General features: G+C 54.7%; 14 protein-coding genes and 1 pseudogene. 11 read left to right on the top strand and 4 right to left on the bottom strand.

Annotated elements, in window-relative coordinates:
* Positions 1 to 271: 271 nt before the first annotated feature.
* Positions 272 to 1,306: a GNAT family N-acetyltransferase gene (locus tag NGM29_RS06295; protein WP_254159584.1), complete on the bottom strand. Its 1,035-nt coding sequence runs from the start codon at positions 1,304 to 1,306 to the stop codon at positions 272 to 274.
* A gap of 399 nt (positions 1,307 to 1,705) precedes the next feature.
* Between NGM29_RS06295 and NGM29_RS06290 the strand changes: the two genes are divergently transcribed.
* The 5 genes from NGM29_RS06290 to gvpA all read left to right on the top strand — a co-directional run bounded on the left by NGM29_RS06290 (position 1,706) and on the right by gvpA (position 6,448).
* Complete coding sequence (locus tag NGM29_RS06290) at positions 1,706 to 2,536, top strand: IS5 family transposase (protein ID WP_254160484.1); 831 nt, start codon at positions 1,706 to 1,708, stop codon at positions 2,534 to 2,536.
* Positions 2,537 to 2,722: 186 nt separating this feature from the next.
* The gene (locus NGM29_RS06285) at positions 2,723 to 3,448 is read left to right on the top strand and encodes a hypothetical protein (RefSeq protein WP_254159583.1); all 726 of its coding nucleotides are present in this window, start codon (positions 2,723 to 2,725) and stop codon (positions 3,446 to 3,448) included.
* Positions 3,449 to 3,571: 123 nt separating this feature from the next.
* The gene (locus NGM29_RS06280) at positions 3,572 to 4,291 is read left to right on the top strand and encodes a DUF2270 domain-containing protein (RefSeq protein ID WP_254159582.1); all 720 of its coding nucleotides are present in this window, start codon (positions 3,572 to 3,574) and stop codon (positions 4,289 to 4,291) included.
* Between the two features lie 115 nt (positions 4,292 to 4,406).
* Positions 4,407 to 5,738, top strand: coding sequence for a hemolysin family protein (locus tag NGM29_RS06275; RefSeq protein WP_254160482.1), 1,332 nt, complete (start codon positions 4,407 to 4,409; stop codon positions 5,736 to 5,738).
* Positions 5,739 to 6,169: 431 nt separating this feature from the next.
* Complete coding sequence (gene gvpA, locus NGM29_RS06270; RefSeq protein ID WP_254160480.1) at positions 6,170 to 6,448, top strand: gas vesicle protein GvpA; 279 nt, start codon at positions 6,170 to 6,172, stop codon at positions 6,446 to 6,448.
* Between the two features lie 265 nt (positions 6,449 to 6,713).
* On the opposite strand, the gene NGM29_RS06265 is transcribed toward gvpA, so the two are convergent.
* Entirely contained in the window at positions 6,714 to 7,574 is an 861-nt protein-coding gene (locus tag NGM29_RS06265; RefSeq protein WP_425499238.1) for an IS5 family transposase, read from the bottom strand.
* Between the two features lie 564 nt (positions 7,575 to 8,138).
* Between NGM29_RS06265 and NGM29_RS06260 the strand changes: the two genes are divergently transcribed.
* Both NGM29_RS06260 and NGM29_RS06255 read left to right on the top strand, forming a co-directional pair.
* On the top strand, positions 8,139 to 8,741 hold the full coding sequence (locus tag NGM29_RS06260; RefSeq protein ID WP_254159580.1) for a TetR/AcrR family transcriptional regulator: 603 nt from the start codon (positions 8,139 to 8,141) through the stop codon (positions 8,739 to 8,741).
* A complete protein-coding gene (locus NGM29_RS06255) occupies positions 8,738 to 10,012 on the top strand; it encodes an MFS transporter (protein ID WP_425499237.1) in 1,275 nt (424 codons plus the stop codon). The genes NGM29_RS06260 and NGM29_RS06255 overlap by 4 nt, the downstream gene beginning before the upstream one ends.
* Before the next feature lie 458 nt (positions 10,013 to 10,470).
* Here NGM29_RS06255 and NGM29_RS06250 read toward each other — a convergent pair whose 3' ends face one another.
* On the bottom strand, positions 10,471 to 10,992 hold the full coding sequence (locus NGM29_RS06250) for a GNAT family N-acetyltransferase (RefSeq protein ID WP_254159578.1): 522 nt from the start codon (positions 10,990 to 10,992) through the stop codon (positions 10,471 to 10,473).
* A gap of 503 nt (positions 10,993 to 11,495) precedes the next feature.
* Here NGM29_RS06250 and NGM29_RS06245 point away from each other — a divergent pair.
* From NGM29_RS06245 to NGM29_RS06230, 4 genes are all read left to right on the top strand, one after another.
* Positions 11,496 to 12,305 (top strand): helix-turn-helix transcriptional regulator, encoded by an 810-nt coding sequence (locus NGM29_RS06245; protein ID WP_254159577.1) that lies wholly within the window; start codon positions 11,496 to 11,498, stop codon positions 12,303 to 12,305.
* Between the two features lie 247 nt (positions 12,306 to 12,552).
* A complete protein-coding gene (locus NGM29_RS06240) occupies positions 12,553 to 13,158 on the top strand; it encodes an OsmC family protein (protein WP_254159576.1) in 606 nt (201 codons plus the stop codon).
* Between the two features lie 13 nt (positions 13,159 to 13,171).
* Positions 13,172 to 13,942, top strand: coding sequence for a methyltransferase domain-containing protein (locus NGM29_RS06235; protein WP_254159575.1), 771 nt, complete (start codon positions 13,172 to 13,174; stop codon positions 13,940 to 13,942).
* 284 nt (positions 13,943 to 14,226) lie between these two features.
* The gene (locus tag NGM29_RS06230; RefSeq protein ID WP_254159574.1) at positions 14,227 to 15,087 is read left to right on the top strand and encodes a hypothetical protein; all 861 of its coding nucleotides are present in this window, start codon (positions 14,227 to 14,229) and stop codon (positions 15,085 to 15,087) included.
* Between the two features lie 10 nt (positions 15,088 to 15,097).
* Here NGM29_RS06230 and NGM29_RS06225 read toward each other — a convergent pair.
* Positions 15,098 to 15,388 (bottom strand): annotated as a pseudogene (locus NGM29_RS06225) (hypothetical protein).
* Positions 15,389 to 15,526 lie beyond the last annotated feature (138 nt).

Raw genomic sequence — 15,526 nt, 5'->3', positions numbered from 1 at the left:
GTTAGGATTGGAGGGCGAATTATCATATCGGCGCCCTATGAGCTGATTTTTTGATATCGTCAAGCGCCCAAGTCCAGGTTTGGGGACTCGACGCTACCACGCGCCTCGGTACCTCCTGTCTCGACGTTGTGCCCTAAGGTGACCGACGGCGACGATCTCGTTCTCAAGGCGAACCATCAAATGCGGCTTGAGGGCGTAGGCGGCCGACAGGATGGAGCTCGAAACACCGGCAGCGGTCGTCTACGGCCCGTGAACCGCTGCCTTTGGGGTACTATGACAGCAACGATTGAATGAGTTTGTGGCCCCGTTTCGGAAGGTGCTGATATCCAAACTTGGTCGCCTGCCAGATCTGCGACTCCCATCGCAATTCGAACATCACTCGGGGCTCAGGGCCGAACTTGGATTTGTAGTCTGCCAGACTGGGAATCATTGCCGTCGTTAGGTCTACTCGATCAAGGCCTTTCGAGGCAGCCTGTTCGATGACGTGCCAGTAGAGGAGTTCATTCACTGGAAGGTCGGTATCCGTTTTCACGCCGCCGATCCAGACGTGCATCGTGTCGCCGAACTCCAATGCCAGTAATCCACTCACCATCTCCTCATCAATACAGAGACAGTAGGGATGCAGTTGCTCATCAGGAAGTCGAGCGTGGAATTCCGCTATCAACTCGGGGGTGAGGCCGTAGCTCATTCCCTGTTCTTCATGGCGATCCTGAAGCTGTCGAACGAGCAGTTGAGTAGTGTCGAGACCACCTTCAATGATCTCGTAGGCTTGCTCATCGGTATTCCGTATTCGTCGCCGAGTCTCCTTGGTCAGTTCGTTGAATAGTGCTTCGACACCGCTGCCAAGTTCGATGATGTAGATGTATCTGGGTGAGACCTCGAAGTCATTCCAAAGGTAGGGTCGGACGTCGGTGTACCGATCGCTGCTCCACAACGAAACAAAATCGGGTTCAATCGCGGTTTCGATCCACTCCCAACAGGCATTAACGAATCGTCGATGGTCTTTCTCGACTTTCCGTTGTTTCACACCATTTGAGTGTAATCGTACCGGACCGAGATGCGCGATTTCTGCTGCGTTGGGTGGAGAGTGTATCTTGCTAAATGGCCCTCGCTTCATCTCGAAGAGCGGAAGCACCTCAACGGGTTCTTCCCCCTTGTAACCGGTCAGTAGATGAAGGTCAGTACCAGTGTGATCAGCAAGCAGGTCAAGAACAGCGTACTGGTGAAAAGGCGTTGCATGAGATGCTTGTTTGACGTATGAATCCCATTCTTCTGGCTTATCCGTCTCGACAACCTCAATGGTCATGTAGCAGTCATTATACCACAATGGGACACATTAACAGGAGGGGTCCGATTTGTGGGCCAGAAAGTCTCTTGGCCCACAGAAAAATTCTGGCCCTATGATTGAGTTGAGGGCTGAACAGAAAATTCGAAGTGGATATTGACGACCAGCGTCCGCGTGCACTCGAACTAGTTCGTGTCCACTTCGACGGCGTGGACGTCACCGTCGCGGGGAACTAACACCCCTCCGGCGAGGTTCGTCCGTTCACGAGAGATACATCCTCTGTATCTTGCATGCTTCTCTTGACAGTGATTCGGTAGTTCGGTCGAGTCTTGCTGAATACAAGGCGCGGGCCGTGTTTAGGCGCTAGTAATATTGCCTCTATGTCGGGATTTCTAGGAAATGAAGCGAGCACGGTCGGATGTGCACTCCAGACTGGCCCGCTTCACCGAACGATGCGTCGAATTATCTCAAAAAGCTGTCGGAAGTGATCAGAAAGAACCCCTCAGCAAAGGAAAAGATGGCTACGCTGATTGGGTGATCGTGGCGATTCACGGCCTTCGTGAATACCTCGATCACTCCTATCGACAGTTGCTCGATGTACTCCGGGAAATGCCCGATATCGTCGCCAAACTCGGCCTTTTACCGGATGAGCTGCCGGACTTCACGACTGTTTGTGCTCGAAAACAAGAGCTCAAGATGCCAGTCTGGCGGATGTTGTTGCAGCTGTCGGCGGAACTATTCGATACCGGAGAGGTCCAGGCGATCGACTCGACTAGCATCGCTCATCGCTCGTCGAGTCATAACTACGCAAAACGCGTCAAAGGGACGTTTGAGTCGGTCAAAACCACTATTCTCGTAGACTGCTCTACGCGAGCTATTCTCGACATACACTGCTCGATGAACCTACCACATGACACGCAAATTGCGTGGCAAGTCCTGAAAAGAAATCTCAGTACCGTGGAAACTGTCGTCGCTGACAAAGGGTTTGATTGGGATAAACTTCGGCAGATGCTGCGAAGTGAGGGTATTAGACCGGTAATCAAGCATCGTGAGTTCTATTCGCTCGACGCCGCACACAATGCTCGGATTGATGATAAAACCTACCATCAACGGTCTATCGCAGAATCGATATTTTTTGCGTTGCGCAAGCGTTTCGGTTCAACACTTAAGGCAAGAACGTGGTTTGGGCAGTTCCGAGAACTCGTCCTAAAGGCTGCCGTCAGAAACATCGAACAATCGCTCACGACCTAACTCGGCTGATTTCACGCGTCTAAACAAGGCCCAAGGCGCGAATGTGGCACGAGATCTGACCCGACTTGCGAAGGTGATGGTTGGTCAGTACAGGCCAGAGAAGATTTGAATGACCGTAGCTCAAATCGCTCCTTGAGGTTGGAGTATCTATTTAAGACACCTTAGCGTACTGACAGTCATTGCAGTATGAATCGACGGGAACTTCTCGCTGCGAGTGCTGTGAGTGTCCTCCTCGGGACGGGTGGTTGCATCGCCAACCTCGACCCACAGGATGAAAATTCCACGGATTTGGACGACGAAAATGCCTCGAATGAGAACGCTGTCTCGGGCTGTACGTCGAAAGCGGAGTGGGCAGATGACAGCACCAACGGGCCGTTTCCCGATCCGGACTCGATCGCCGGTCGTCGTAACTGTGCGAACGCTGACCGTCCGGAACCTACCGGAGATGTATGTGAGACGTTCGAGGTAGAAGGTGAAGACGGCGAAACTACCGAATTTTACAGTGCTGGCATCGAGTCGTACCCGGAGCCACCATCGGACTTTGATGCGAGAACGCTCCAGTCGTATATCTCCGAGTACGAACTGGCCTACACGCAGAACTGGGCCGTATTGGAGCATGGGGGAGAACATGTCGTGGAGTTTTCGTTCACTTCTCACGACACTGCGACCATCGACAGAGACGACGAGATTACTGCCATCTATATTGCGTTCGGCTTTGCGTTTCGGAGAGAGTCCGGGTCTGGTACTGGCGGCTATTACGATGCCTTCGGTGAAGGTGCAATCTATGGGATCGACGAAACCGGAGTTGTACGCGCAGAGGTTGAGTACTACCACAATCTCGAAAACATCCCCGGCGATTCAGAGGAACTTCCCGACCCGGTTGAAGACGGCGATCTGCTCCAGTGTTTTTGAGCAATACACACCTCATTTCTTTTGATCAATTCGACTGCGTATTGTTCGATGTTCTCCAGTACATGACACTCAGATTATGCAGTCACCATAGCTGCTTATGGAACGAGGAGTTGTCTCTCCTCTATGACCGATTCGAATAGCGACGAGTTCGACCCAACAGCACCAGACCAACGGGAGATCGGCCGCGAAATGGTTGACGACAGCACGGGACTCGGTTCGGTGATGGCCCACGCCTACCGCGGAGAGATCGACCGAGTGGGGACGTGGCGCCAGCGCCTCGACGAGACGACGACGTGGGCGGTGACGCTGATGGCAGCCATCTTGACGTGGGCGTTTTCGAGTACCGATAACCCACACTATATCGTGCTGATAGGGATCGTTGTCGTCACCGTCTTTCTGGGCATCGAAGCACGGCGGTACCGGGACTACGACGTCTTTCGCTCTCGCACTCGAATCATCCAGGAAAACCTGTTTGCAAACGCCCTCGATCCGTCCCAAGGCACTGAAAGCCACGACTGGCGAGCGGAACTGAGCAGGGACTATCGCAGGCCGACGCTGAAAGTCTCGTTCTACGAAGCACTCGCAAACCGGCTCCGGCGTGTGTACCTTGCTCTGCTCGGTGTCCTATTGGTCGCGTGGGTCTTCAGGATTACAGCGTTCGCGCCGCGCCAAGACTGGCTGACAACCGCTGGAATCGCCCGTATCCCCGGGATTGCTGTGGTTGCCGTTGTGGGCGTGTTCTACGTCGTACTGCTGGGCGTCACCTTCTGGCCTCACGAGCGACATGCCAAGGGTGAATTCCGTGAAGGGGACCCGGACGACTGGAAAGAGACAGACCGATAAATCCGTTGATATCAGTCGATCACCTGCGAATCACTTAGTGGATTTTAGTAATTGGGGCGAGATGTATAGCTATGGACACACCACAATCGAACGGCAGTACTTTCTGGGAGTATCGATGGTAGACGTTGCGCTCTCGGCGGCACAACTCGTCTTAGCGCTGATTCTCGTGGTCTTAAACGGCTTTTTTGTCGCTGCAGAGTTCGCTTTCGTCCGAATTCGGGGGACATCGGTCGACCAGCTCGTCGAGGAGGGGCGGCCCGGCTCGGGGACGCTCCAGGAGGTGATGACGAATCTCGACAACTACCTCGCCACGACACAACTCGGCATCACCATCGCCTCGCTCGGATTGGGATGGGTCGGCGAACCCGCAGTGGCGGCGCTCATCGAGCCCATCCTGGAATCGATTCTTCCGGCGACTCTCATCCATCTCGTTGCGTTCGCAATCGGCTTTAGTATCATCACGTTTCTCCACGTCGTTTTCGGTGAACTCGCCCCGAAGACGCTCGCAATCGCCCAGACCGAGCGACTCTCGCTGTTCCTCGCCCCGCCAATGAAGGCATTCTATTACCTACTCTATCCGGGCATTGTCGTCTTCAACGGGGCGGCCAACGCGTTCACGCGGTCGCTCGGTGTGCCGCCTGCTTCCGAAACCGATGAGACACTCGGTGAGCGGGAACTCCTTCGGGTACTAACACAATCCGGCGAGGGAGGGGGCATTGACGTGGCAGAAGTGACGATGATCGAGCGCGTCTTCGACCTTGACGATACCGTGGTGCGGGAGGTCATGGTCCCACGACCGGACGTGGTGAGCGTTCCGGCGGATGCCACACTATCCGAACTGCATTCGATCGTCTTAGAGGCCGGACACACGCGCTATCCGGTTCTCGATGCCAACGACGGTGATCAAGTGGTTGGATTCGTCGATGTCAAGGACGTGCTGCGAGCAGAGGTGACCGGTGGGGATGCCGAGAGAGTTGGTGACATCGTCCGCGAGATTCGCATCATCCCGGAGACGATGGCAATTAGCGATCTCCTGATACAATTCAGGGAGGATCGACGGCAGATGGCCGCAGTTATCGACGAGTGGGGAGCGTTCGAGGGGATTGCAACGGTTGAAGACATCGTTGAGGCCCTCGTCGGAGACCTTCGAGACGGGTTTGATCTCGATAAGCGCGAACCGTCGATACGGCGGCGCGACGATGGGGGGTACGAGATTGATGGCGGAGTCCAATTGTCGAAAGTGAATGATATCCTCGCTGGGGACTTCGAAAGCGAGGAGGTCGAAACGATCGGTGGACTGGTGCTCGAACAACTCAACCGCGCACCAGAACCTGGCGACCGCGTCGAGATCGCCGGTCATGTCGTTGAGGTAACGGGCATCGAGGGGGCCCGAATTTCGACGGTATGGGTCCACGAAAGAGATATCGATGATCCAGCGGTTGACTGAATGGGGGTATGGACTTGCTCGTTTAGGTCTGTTCGGCTTCACGCCGCCGTTTTAAAGAAAGCAGCGAGCGTTCCATGGGTCACCCGTGCCGTGGTCGTTTATCCGATTTTTGTCAGATACGACGTGACCGACTCAGAGGATGAGTGCAGCACGGCGACCAACTTTGTTTCATAGGAGTGGTTCTGAACTACCCAAAAGAAAACCTACGAACCTACCGCTGTTACTTCTATCAACTATCTCTGTCATATTCGACAGCCAGTCGTCGTCCCACCCTGTCCCTAATCAAAATCAGGGGGCGAGACGTATTCTATTGGCCTCAAATGGACGTTTCGGTCCGTAAGAGAGTCTTCGCTACCGTTTTCAGATTTTGCTTGCTACCGCAGACAGAACGGTAAACCGAATCCATACTCTACTCTTCGATGGCGATCACAATGGCATCACCACAACGTCGACCAGACTCCTCGAGTCTCGCAGAAGTGCTTGATCGCATTCTTGACAAAGGCGTCGTTATTGATGTTTGGGCACGCATCTCCGTTGTCGGAATCGAGCTCATCACCGTCGAGGCTCGAGTCGTCGTGGCCTCCGTCGATACCTTCCTGCACTACGCGGAGGAAATCGCGAAAATCGAGCGGGCCACCGCCGAGGGCGACCTCGAAGAACTCGAAGTTGAGACACGGCCGGAGTCATCACCCAAGACAGCAGCCGAGTAACACTCGAGAACTGAGGCCGTTCTCGCGAACGCAGAAGGGCCATCCCGGGAAGAGGGAGAGCGTTCAGAGCTGATTTCGGAAGACAGAATATCCCGTTATGATGAATCCACCCCCTCTGTGTTAGCCGATCACCGCCCACGCAAATCGAGCCAGAACTCATGCAACATTCGTGCCCTGTATGCAGCAGTAGTTGAACGTTCTTTCTCGAAATCGTCACGAGAGAGGTGCTGAATACAGAGGATGGGCCTTGTTTAGACGCGTGATTTCACGGGTGTGAGTCCTCGATGGCGCGTTCGATGTTGCGGACGGCGGATTTCATGACAAGTTCACGGAATTGCCCGAACCAGGTTCTCGACCAAAGCGTATCGCCGTATCTGCGTCGGAGCCCGAAAAACACCGATTCAGCGTTCGAGCGCTGGTGATACGCCCGATCCTTGATGAGCAAATTTCTCGCCCACCCCCGCATTCCAGGATCTCGCTGCGGAATCAGCGGTGTGATACTTTCCGCACGCAATCTCGTGCGAAGCTCCTCCCAGTCGTAGCCCTTATCGGCAGCGACAGTCGTCAACTCGTCGAGATTCCGTACTAGAACCTGCCAACCGACCTGTGTGTCGTGCGGTTGTTTCATCGAACAGTGTATATCGAGAATCGCACTGGTTTCACAATCGATGAGCAGCGTCGTCTTCACCGCCTCGAACGTGTAATCTGTCCGTTTGGCGTAGTGCTGACTGACTTGGATGCGATCGACGCCAGTTGCGTCGATTGCCTGGACATCACCGAGTTCGTACAAGTCAACCGAAGAATCAAGAATTGCTCGCCACCGCTTCATCGGGATTTCTTGTTTTCGTGTACAAACCGTCGAGAAGTGTGGCAACGTCTCAGCCGTCAGCTCAAGCATTTTCGCAACTTGTGGCATCTCTTTGAGGACATCTAGCAGCTTCCTGTAGGGATGTCCGAGATACTCTTTTAGCCCCTGAATGGCGAGAATTACCCAATCAGCGTATCCGTCCTTGCCCGGTCGATAGGCCGGTTCGGGATCTCCAGCGACGGCTTTTTGAGCAAGCGACACAACGGTTTTCGTGAAGCGGGCGGTCTTGGTTTGCACACCCAACTCGTCCCGCTTCACTTCCTAGTAATTTGGTATTTCCTTGGAGCTACTAGCACACCGATACTAGATTTAGAGGCGCCACGCTTCCTGAACTCGACCGTCCAAACAAGGCCCAGAGGATGGATGCAGCATGGTGGCTTTGTTTATTTCACACGTTCAGTCCGAAACCAACGGTACATGCGACTGCTTAGTGACCAGCAAGCGTTCTATCAGGTTCAAGTGAGGTTCGTAGTATTGTGCTGAATATAGGGCGCGAATCTCGCACAGTGGCAGGTTACCATTCTGGGCACAGGGATCGTTCAGTACAGGATCTGTATTGGCCATTCCCCCTGGTACGGAGGGATGTAGGTGGCGATAGTTCACTAATCGCAGTGTGACTGCTTGGGGAGGGCGGTCAAGTTGCGTAACGATCTCCTGACCTGGACCTTTGGGTCAGCTTGGTTTCGACGTTATCGTTATTGTTCAGGATACCCTAGCAGTTTCCTTCTCCAAGGTCATGCATCTATTTGGCCGAGATCTTTCGATTTGTTCACTCGGGGGGAAGCAGAACTTTTTTCAAAACTGACTGGCTAGCCAGTAAGGATGGAAAACGACGAACAGTCCGAGACGCATGCAGAGATCATGGAGGCGACGTATCGGGCTCTGTGCGAACATGGGTATGCGTCGTTAACGATGCAGAAGATCTCCGACGAGTTCGAGAAATCAAAGGGGCTGCTTCACTACCATTTTGATTCAAAAGAGGAGTTGTTGACTGCATTTATCGATTACCTCCTCTCCGAGTTTGAGCAAGACATCGCCTCAATCGAAGGACCACCAGATGAGAAACTCGACGAATTCATCAAACGGTTTGTTGTCGTCTCCAACACAGATGATCGGAAAGCACTCCACCTCGCACTGCTTGAGTTGCGTGCACAGTCTCCGTTTAACGACCGGTTCCGTGACCACCTCGCGCGAAGCGATACAATTGTACGGGACGTTGTCGCGGAAATCATTGATGATGGAATCACCCAAGGCGTGTTTCGGGCGGATGCTGAACCGGAAGCAGTCGCTCAATTAGTTCTTGCGTCGATGGATGGCGCTCGGACACGCGGGCTCACGATAGGTGATGAAACGTATCCAGATGCAGTTAGCGACGCTCTCTACGAGTACGTCATCGACGACATTCTCGTCAAAACAAACGAATGATTGGTTCGATACGGAGCAGAGTCCGACAAACGTTGGGAGGTGATGACGACCAATATCTCGTCATCGGTGCTGTCATCCTCAGCACATTTTTCATCGGCTTCGGTGGCGGCGTCATCTTCCCAATTCTGCCGAATCTGGGCGTTATCCTCGGCATCTCACCGGTTTTGGTCGGCGTCATCCTCAGCGCAAACCGGTTTTCACGCCTGCTTGCCAATGCTCCGGCAGGCATTCTCGTTGATCGAATCGGAACTCGGACTCCGTTTGTCATCGGGATGTTCATTCAGGGGGGCGCCTCGTTCGGGTACGTTATTGCTGTCGTGGCACCCGCACCGGAAGCGTGGTTCATGCTTGCCCGCCTGTTGTGGGGCGTAGGAAGCGCCTTGGTCTTTGCGACCGCGTATACCATCGCTTCCGACGTGAGCGACGACGGGTCCCGGGGCACCAGTATGGGCCTCATCCGGGGCGGTGTCCTATTCGGGGCACCGACCGGGATGGTCGTCGGTGGAATCGTCAGCGAAGTCTGGGGGACAGTTGCGGCGTTCCTGCTTGCCACGATTTTTGCATTTATCGCCAGTTTCATCGCGTATGCGACGATTCCGGAGACACACGTCGAGAATGAGGCGCGTGAATCGGTGAAGCCTTGGGACGTAGACTTAAGCGTACCAGCTGTAACTGTCGGATTCATCAATTTCGCAGTACTCTTCGTGTATTTCGGTGTGCTGTTCTCGACACTGGTGTTGTTTCTGGCCGAGAATGAACTCGGTATCCTCGGGTTTGACGCACAAGGCTCCTCCGGGGTGTTCATGGCGATTACCGTAATCGTCGCAGGCGTATTCATGTTCCTTGGCGGTTACGTGAGTGATCTGCGACAATCGCGGGTTCCGACGCTGGTGACCTTCCTTGGGCTGACCTTCGTCGGATTCGTGCTCCTCGCGTATGCAGACTCGATCACCACGCTAACGCTGGCCTGTATTTGTATCGGCGCTGGGCAAGGTGGAACGAGCGGACCCTTAATGGCGTTGCTCGGTGATCTCACTCCAGACGCACAAATGGGTCGCGCAGTCGGAACGAATAACATTCTGGGCGACGTCGGCGGCGGGATCGGTCCTATCGTATCCCTCCCGATGGTGGACATGATTGGCTTTCAGCCGGTTTTCCTCGCTAGCTCACTTCTCCCCCTTATTGCGGCTTTGATTCTCCTTGCTGGAGTATATCGACAGACCGGACAGTTCCTACCTGGCGTCAAGATTCAACGTGGAAGTCGAAGCTGAGTTCACGTGTGGCCATACAATGGAACGCAATCGCTTGATACGAAACGGTTCTGCGTCGGTGTCCGAAATGAGGACGCCAGGAACATGTCTGGGTTATTATACTATACTTAAACACTACCCATAGTGATAGGTTTCGATAAACGTGCAAGATACAAAGTGCACACTGAGCTGTTGGTTCAGGGAGAGCGTTCTGAAATAAATGATGTCGCCGTGCCGACTACATCCTCTGTATCCAGCACGAGACTTTTGGCATGCTTCGGACAAATCAATAGCTGCCTCGGTAACTGCTTGCCCTCTACTGAGCGATCACCAACTTTGCAAACCGAACCAGATATCGTGCGACATTCGCGCCTTGTATTCAGCAAGACTCGACCGAACTACCGAATCACTGTCAAGAGAAGCATGCAAGATACAGAGGATGTATCTCTCGTGAACGGACGAACCTCGCCGGAGGGGTGTTAGTTCCCCGCGACGGTGGCGACCATCGTGTGACGAGACGGCTCGAAGCCGAGTTTTTCGTAGAACGCACGGGCACGCTCATTTTCGACATCAACTTCGAGTGTGAGCTCGGGGCACCCACTCGCACGGGCACGCCTTTTGGCACGTTCGATCAGTTCGCGGGCTAGGGTGGTGCCACGGTACGGCTCTTTGATGTAGATGTCGCAAATGACGAGTCGGTGAGGGCGGTCAAAGACGGTCGGTGACTCGTCGATATCGGTCGTGATGAACCCGACGAAGTCACCGCTTGTCTCGGCGAGGTTATCCTCGGCGTGAGCGCCCTCAACGGCGACCCATACCCGGTAGCCCTCCGTTTCGTGGCGCTTGAGTCGATGTTCAAGTTCCTCATCCACGATGTCGACGTCATTAGCGAGGGAAAAGCCGTCTACGAGCTGCTCGAGTTCACGATTGTACGGTAGCCAGAGGTCTTCGATGTAGTGACGGACAGTTGCCTCGTCGGCAGGAAGGCGACGGATATGCATGTACGCTCGTTAGAGTCCGGTGACTACTGTTTGTTGTTTCGGTCGATAGATTCGAATCTGTGTTACCGATTGGTTCCTCTCAGAGAAGGTGTGATAGATGAACTGCTGTGCTGCATCCAACACAAGTGTTGACGTTTTTCTGCATGCTGCATAGACACTCGATATCTTACACGCCGATTCTGACAACAGATCGATAGTTTGTCGAGTCGCTACAAGATTGATAGCGCCTAGTCAGTAGATCCCGCTACTCGAGGACAGATGGCAGGTAGCCGCCTGTGGACTCCAGTTGTGATACTATCCGAAGACAATTTTCCCCCGGGATGTAGACGAACTCCGGTGTGACTGAGGATGCTGACGAGCGAGTGACGTCGTGGTTCCTTACCTTCACTGCGTTTTTCAAAAGCAAGTAGACACCTCGGCGAACTTGCTATCGAGCATCACGCGGGAGGACACAATCGTTTTTAGGTTCCTTCGCGTACCCCCCACAATTGGTGGATGTTAACATGAAACACGATACTGAGGACTCGCCAGTCGTTGACATAGCGTATCTCGCGCGGTCCGAACATCGCGTCCCGACGCTCGTTGCGCTGACGGAGCGCCCTCGAAGCCGTTCCGAACTCTGTGAGTTGACCGGAGTTTCATCTTCCACGATGCGCCGGACGCTGGACGAATTCGACGTCCGGCTCTGGATCCGCAAAGACGGGTACCAGTACGTAACGACGCGACTGGGTGAGGCTATCGCATCCGGGATGGAGGACTTAATCGAACGAGTCGAAACTGAGCGAAAGTTGCGTTATGTCTGGCACTGGCTCCCCGACGAGATCGGCGAGTTTCCGTTCGAGACGTGGTCGGAACTGACCATAACCGTCGCTGAACCCAATGCTCCGTATCGTCCAGTGGGGCGATTCGAGTCGCTTCTTCGAGAGACGACCACCCTACGGTTTCTTCGCCCGGAAGTTGCGTTGATGGATCCGTGTTTCGACGTACTACACCAACTGATTGACGAGGGTGTAGACGTGACGTTGATCGACCGGCCAGCGTGTCACACGTTCTTTCTTACAACGTACCCAAATCGCAGTTCGGAGATGATGCAACGGGATAATTGTACGATTCTAGAGCACGACGACCTCCCCCCATACGGAGTGGGACTGCTCGACGAATGCATTACGATCAGTTGTTACGAGCAGGACAGTGGAACAGTACACGCATTGATCGACACCGACGCGCCGGCGGTCCGCGAGTGGGCGAAGTCAGTCTACAAAACTTACAGGGTTGGTTCACACTACGTTGAACCCCAGAAGAGCGTCGAGTGAGGGTTCCTGCGCCACAATCTGACCTAGTATCCTCTATCGCTTTTCGCAGGGTATCGAGGGTAGTGGCTAACGTACTGTGACCGGACTCAATGCGCGCCGGATTGCAGCTGGTGACTCTTTTGCAGTGGCTGCACGAACGACAGGGACTGCCGGATTTCCACGAAATAGCTACAATACGCCCATCTTCGTAACTTCTCGTACCGGAAAGAGACACAAACAGTGCTCTGACCGGGGGGAGACACAACCAATGACTGACGAACGACAACAATTGCACGGTATCAACCTCGAAACACTCGAAGGGTTCGCCGCACACGCAGCCGAGAATCCCGAGGCCGTCCAGTTTGGTCTCGGGGCGTCCGCGACCTACGAGGGGACGGCTGCGCACAGCCTGGCGAAAGTCGATAGCTACGAACTCGGGGGCGAGACGATCGCTCGTGAAACGCGCGAATACACGATTCCCTACGGCGCCTGGAAGGAAGTACTGGACGCTGGCGGGTGGGTCGGCGGGCTCGATCGACTCGAGCCGATCGAAGCCGCGCTGTCGGCGCTGGCCGCCTGCATCAACGTCGGCATTACCATTAATGCCGCCGCGAACGGCGTGGATATCGACCACCTCCAGACGCGCGTCCGGACTGATTTCGATCCAGCGGTTCTCTTCAGTCTCAAGGAACTCAAAGAGGCCGACTCGGTCTTCGAGAACCTAACCGCTGAGGTCGAGGTCGACGGCGAGGATCTCGATCAGGACCTGATCGACGAATGGGCACGGCGAGCACCCGTCTACACGTTCGTCTCCCTCGCTCAGGACGTCGAGATGACCATCAACACGCCCACTGAGGTTGCGGCCGACGACTAACCGGTGACCACTGATGAGTAAATCACTCGATACGAACAAACTCGAACGCGAAGTCAAGTCGATGTACCGGGACGTCGCAGAATCCGCCGACGCAGAGTTCCATTTCGAGATGGGGCGCGACCTCGCCGACCGCCTCGGCTACGACTCCGATGAGCTCGAATACGTTCCTGACGCGGCAATCGACTCGTTCGCGGGTGTCGGCTATTACTTTGACCTGGCCGAACTCGAGCCAGGCGAGGCAGTGCTCGACCTCGGTAGCGGGTCGGGAATGGACACCTTCGTCGCTGGGATGCATGTTACTGAGACTGGCACAGTGGCAGGTATCGATATGACCGATGAGCAAGTCGAGAAGGCCCGCAACCTCGCAGCGGACAACGGCTTCCACAACATCGAATTCCACCATGGGTACATCGAGAACCTTCCATTCGAGGACGGATCGTTCGACGCGGTGATCTCGAACGGCGTGATCAACCTCTCGGCGGAGAAAGATCGTGTCTTCGAAGAGGTGAGCCGCGTGCTCAAGCCCGACGGTCGGGTAGCACTCTCGGATATCATCAGCGAACAACGGCTATCTGAGAGCATCAAAACCAACGCAGACCTCTGGGCGGCCTGTATCGGTGGCGCCGAACAGATCGACGACTACACGGCGATGATCGAAACACCTGGCTTCGAACTCGTCGACGTTCGGGATAACTCGCAGTATGAGTTCACCTCAGAACAGGCACAGAGCGCGTGCCAGAAGTACGGCGTGAAAAGCATCTCACTCGTTGCTCGAAAGCGCTGATCTCTATTTTTAACTTAGTTATTTTAAAGCGTATAAGACAATCTCACCGGACTACATAGCAGGATGCATACAAGCAGTTTCTCTGGTCGAGAACCCGTGAATTAGAGCCAGCGAGACATTCAGTTATCCGATAATGTTATGGTACTTACCATGTATAGGTGATACAGGAAATGTCGGGTTGTTCATACCTTCATTTCCGTTAAACAATGACGCGAGAGAACACGCGGGAAATGAGGGGAGGTATTAACCGGGTTGACATTGGCAGGCGTCGGTTTCTCGGGGCCGTGGCTGCTACTGGAACGGTCATCGGGGCGAGTGGCCTGGCGAGTGCAGACGAGGGCGATACGTTCCCGCCCAACGGCATCACCGAGTGGGGAACTCCAGTAAGCCTGGGCAACGGCGAGGTGCGGACGTTCACGACCGTCACGCCGTCAGGACGTCCAAAGTATTATGGGATGTTCATGGAACGAGCCGCCCTCGAGGGACTCCCGTCGGCCGCAGAACTCGAACAGTCGGGGACGGAAAACTACACGGACAAGTACGGACCGACCGGCGAATCGGTGATCATCCACCACAAGTGGTCCCAAGAATTCTTCATGCCGTTCCCACAAACATCGACGACACCATTCACCTTCCTCGGGTTACATTGGAACCCGGATGGACACCCACCACCGAATGCCTGGGAAGTGCCGCACTTCGACATCCACTTCCACATGCTTCCGGCCAACACTGTCGACGCCATCACCGGGCCGGCCGCGCCGACTTACGATCTTCCGAGTAGATACATTCCGGAGGGATATGCTCGAGGACCAATCGTAGAGGAGCGAGTCATCACCGATATGGGCGAACACATGGTCAACCCCACCGTTCCCGAGATGACTGGCGGGGAGTTCGCGAACACGCTCATCTGGGGTGCGTACGACCACGACGGCGATGGGACTGCAGAACTGACGTTCGTAGAGCCGATGATCACGCAGGAGTACTTACGAGAACACTCGAATACTGATCGTCGACGGATTGCCCAGCCCGAGACATATGCCAGGGCCGGTAATTATCCAACGGCATACGCGGTCCGTGACGTACCGGACCAGGACGCGATCGCCGTCACCATCGAGGACTTCGAGGAGTTCAGCGGGGACAAGTGAAAAACTACGTTCACAATTCCTCGAGATTGGTTTCTAGGTGATCGCCCGACACCCACGTGGTGTCACGATCCTTTGCGAGCTGGGCAAACTCCCAGACGGACATCCCTGCACATTAGGCGGCCTTGGTGAACGTGATCTCATCGGCAGCGAGTCGTCCGAGTGCTTGCTCTCGACGCCAGTCCTCGAGCCCCTCCGAGAGAAGCTTTTGGACTGCAGTGCTCCGATCCAGACGTTCTTCCTCGAGATATTCTTCGAGTTCCGCTTCGAGATCATCCGGAATCTGCGTCGATATTGTTCCCATGACGTATGCGCTGTTTGTAAGGTATACTGCGTTTCGCTCGCTCCGGTTGCCTCCGATTCTATCGTGAGACGGTTTATATCCCCGTAAGGGGTGACGGGGCGAACAGGTAGTTGCCTCGTCGGAGATAGTGATGGCTAC

It is taken from the genome of Natronosalvus rutilus (genome assembly GCF_024204665.1).
GTDB classification, from domain to species: domain Archaea; phylum Halobacteriota; class Halobacteria; order Halobacteriales; family Natrialbaceae; genus Natronosalvus; species Natronosalvus rutilus.
Note: the sequence above shows the minus strand (reverse complement) of the source record. Positions and strands in the feature narration are given on the sequence as shown.

Coding starts and splice junctions, on each gene's coding strand:
- NGM29_RS06295 (WP_254159584.1), bottom strand. CDS start 1,306: ATGACCATTGAGGTTGTCGAGACGGATAAGCCAGAAGAATGGGATTCA.
- NGM29_RS06285 (WP_254159583.1), top strand. CDS start 2,723: ATGAATCGACGGGAACTTCTCGCTGCGAGTGCTGTGAGTGTCCTCCTC.
- NGM29_RS06280 (WP_254159582.1), top strand. CDS start 3,572: ATGACCGATTCGAATAGCGACGAGTTCGACCCAACAGCACCAGACCAA.
- NGM29_RS06275 (WP_254160482.1), top strand. CDS start 4,407: ATGGTAGACGTTGCGCTCTCGGCGGCACAACTCGTCTTAGCGCTGATT.
- gvpA (WP_254160480.1), top strand. CDS start 6,170: ATGGCATCACCACAACGTCGACCAGACTCCTCGAGTCTCGCAGAAGTG.
- NGM29_RS06260 (WP_254159580.1), top strand. CDS start 8,139: ATGGAAAACGACGAACAGTCCGAGACGCATGCAGAGATCATGGAGGCG.
- NGM29_RS06255 (WP_425499237.1), top strand. CDS start 8,738: ATGATTGGTTCGATACGGAGCAGAGTCCGACAAACGTTGGGAGGTGAT.
- NGM29_RS06250 (WP_254159578.1), bottom strand. CDS start 10,992: ATGCATATCCGTCGCCTTCCTGCCGACGAGGCAACTGTCCGTCACTAC.
- NGM29_RS06245 (WP_254159577.1), top strand. CDS start 11,496: ATGAAACACGATACTGAGGACTCGCCAGTCGTTGACATAGCGTATCTC.
- NGM29_RS06240 (WP_254159576.1), top strand. CDS start 12,553: ATGACTGACGAACGACAACAATTGCACGGTATCAACCTCGAAACACTC.
- NGM29_RS06235 (WP_254159575.1), top strand. CDS start 13,172: ATGAGTAAATCACTCGATACGAACAAACTCGAACGCGAAGTCAAGTCG.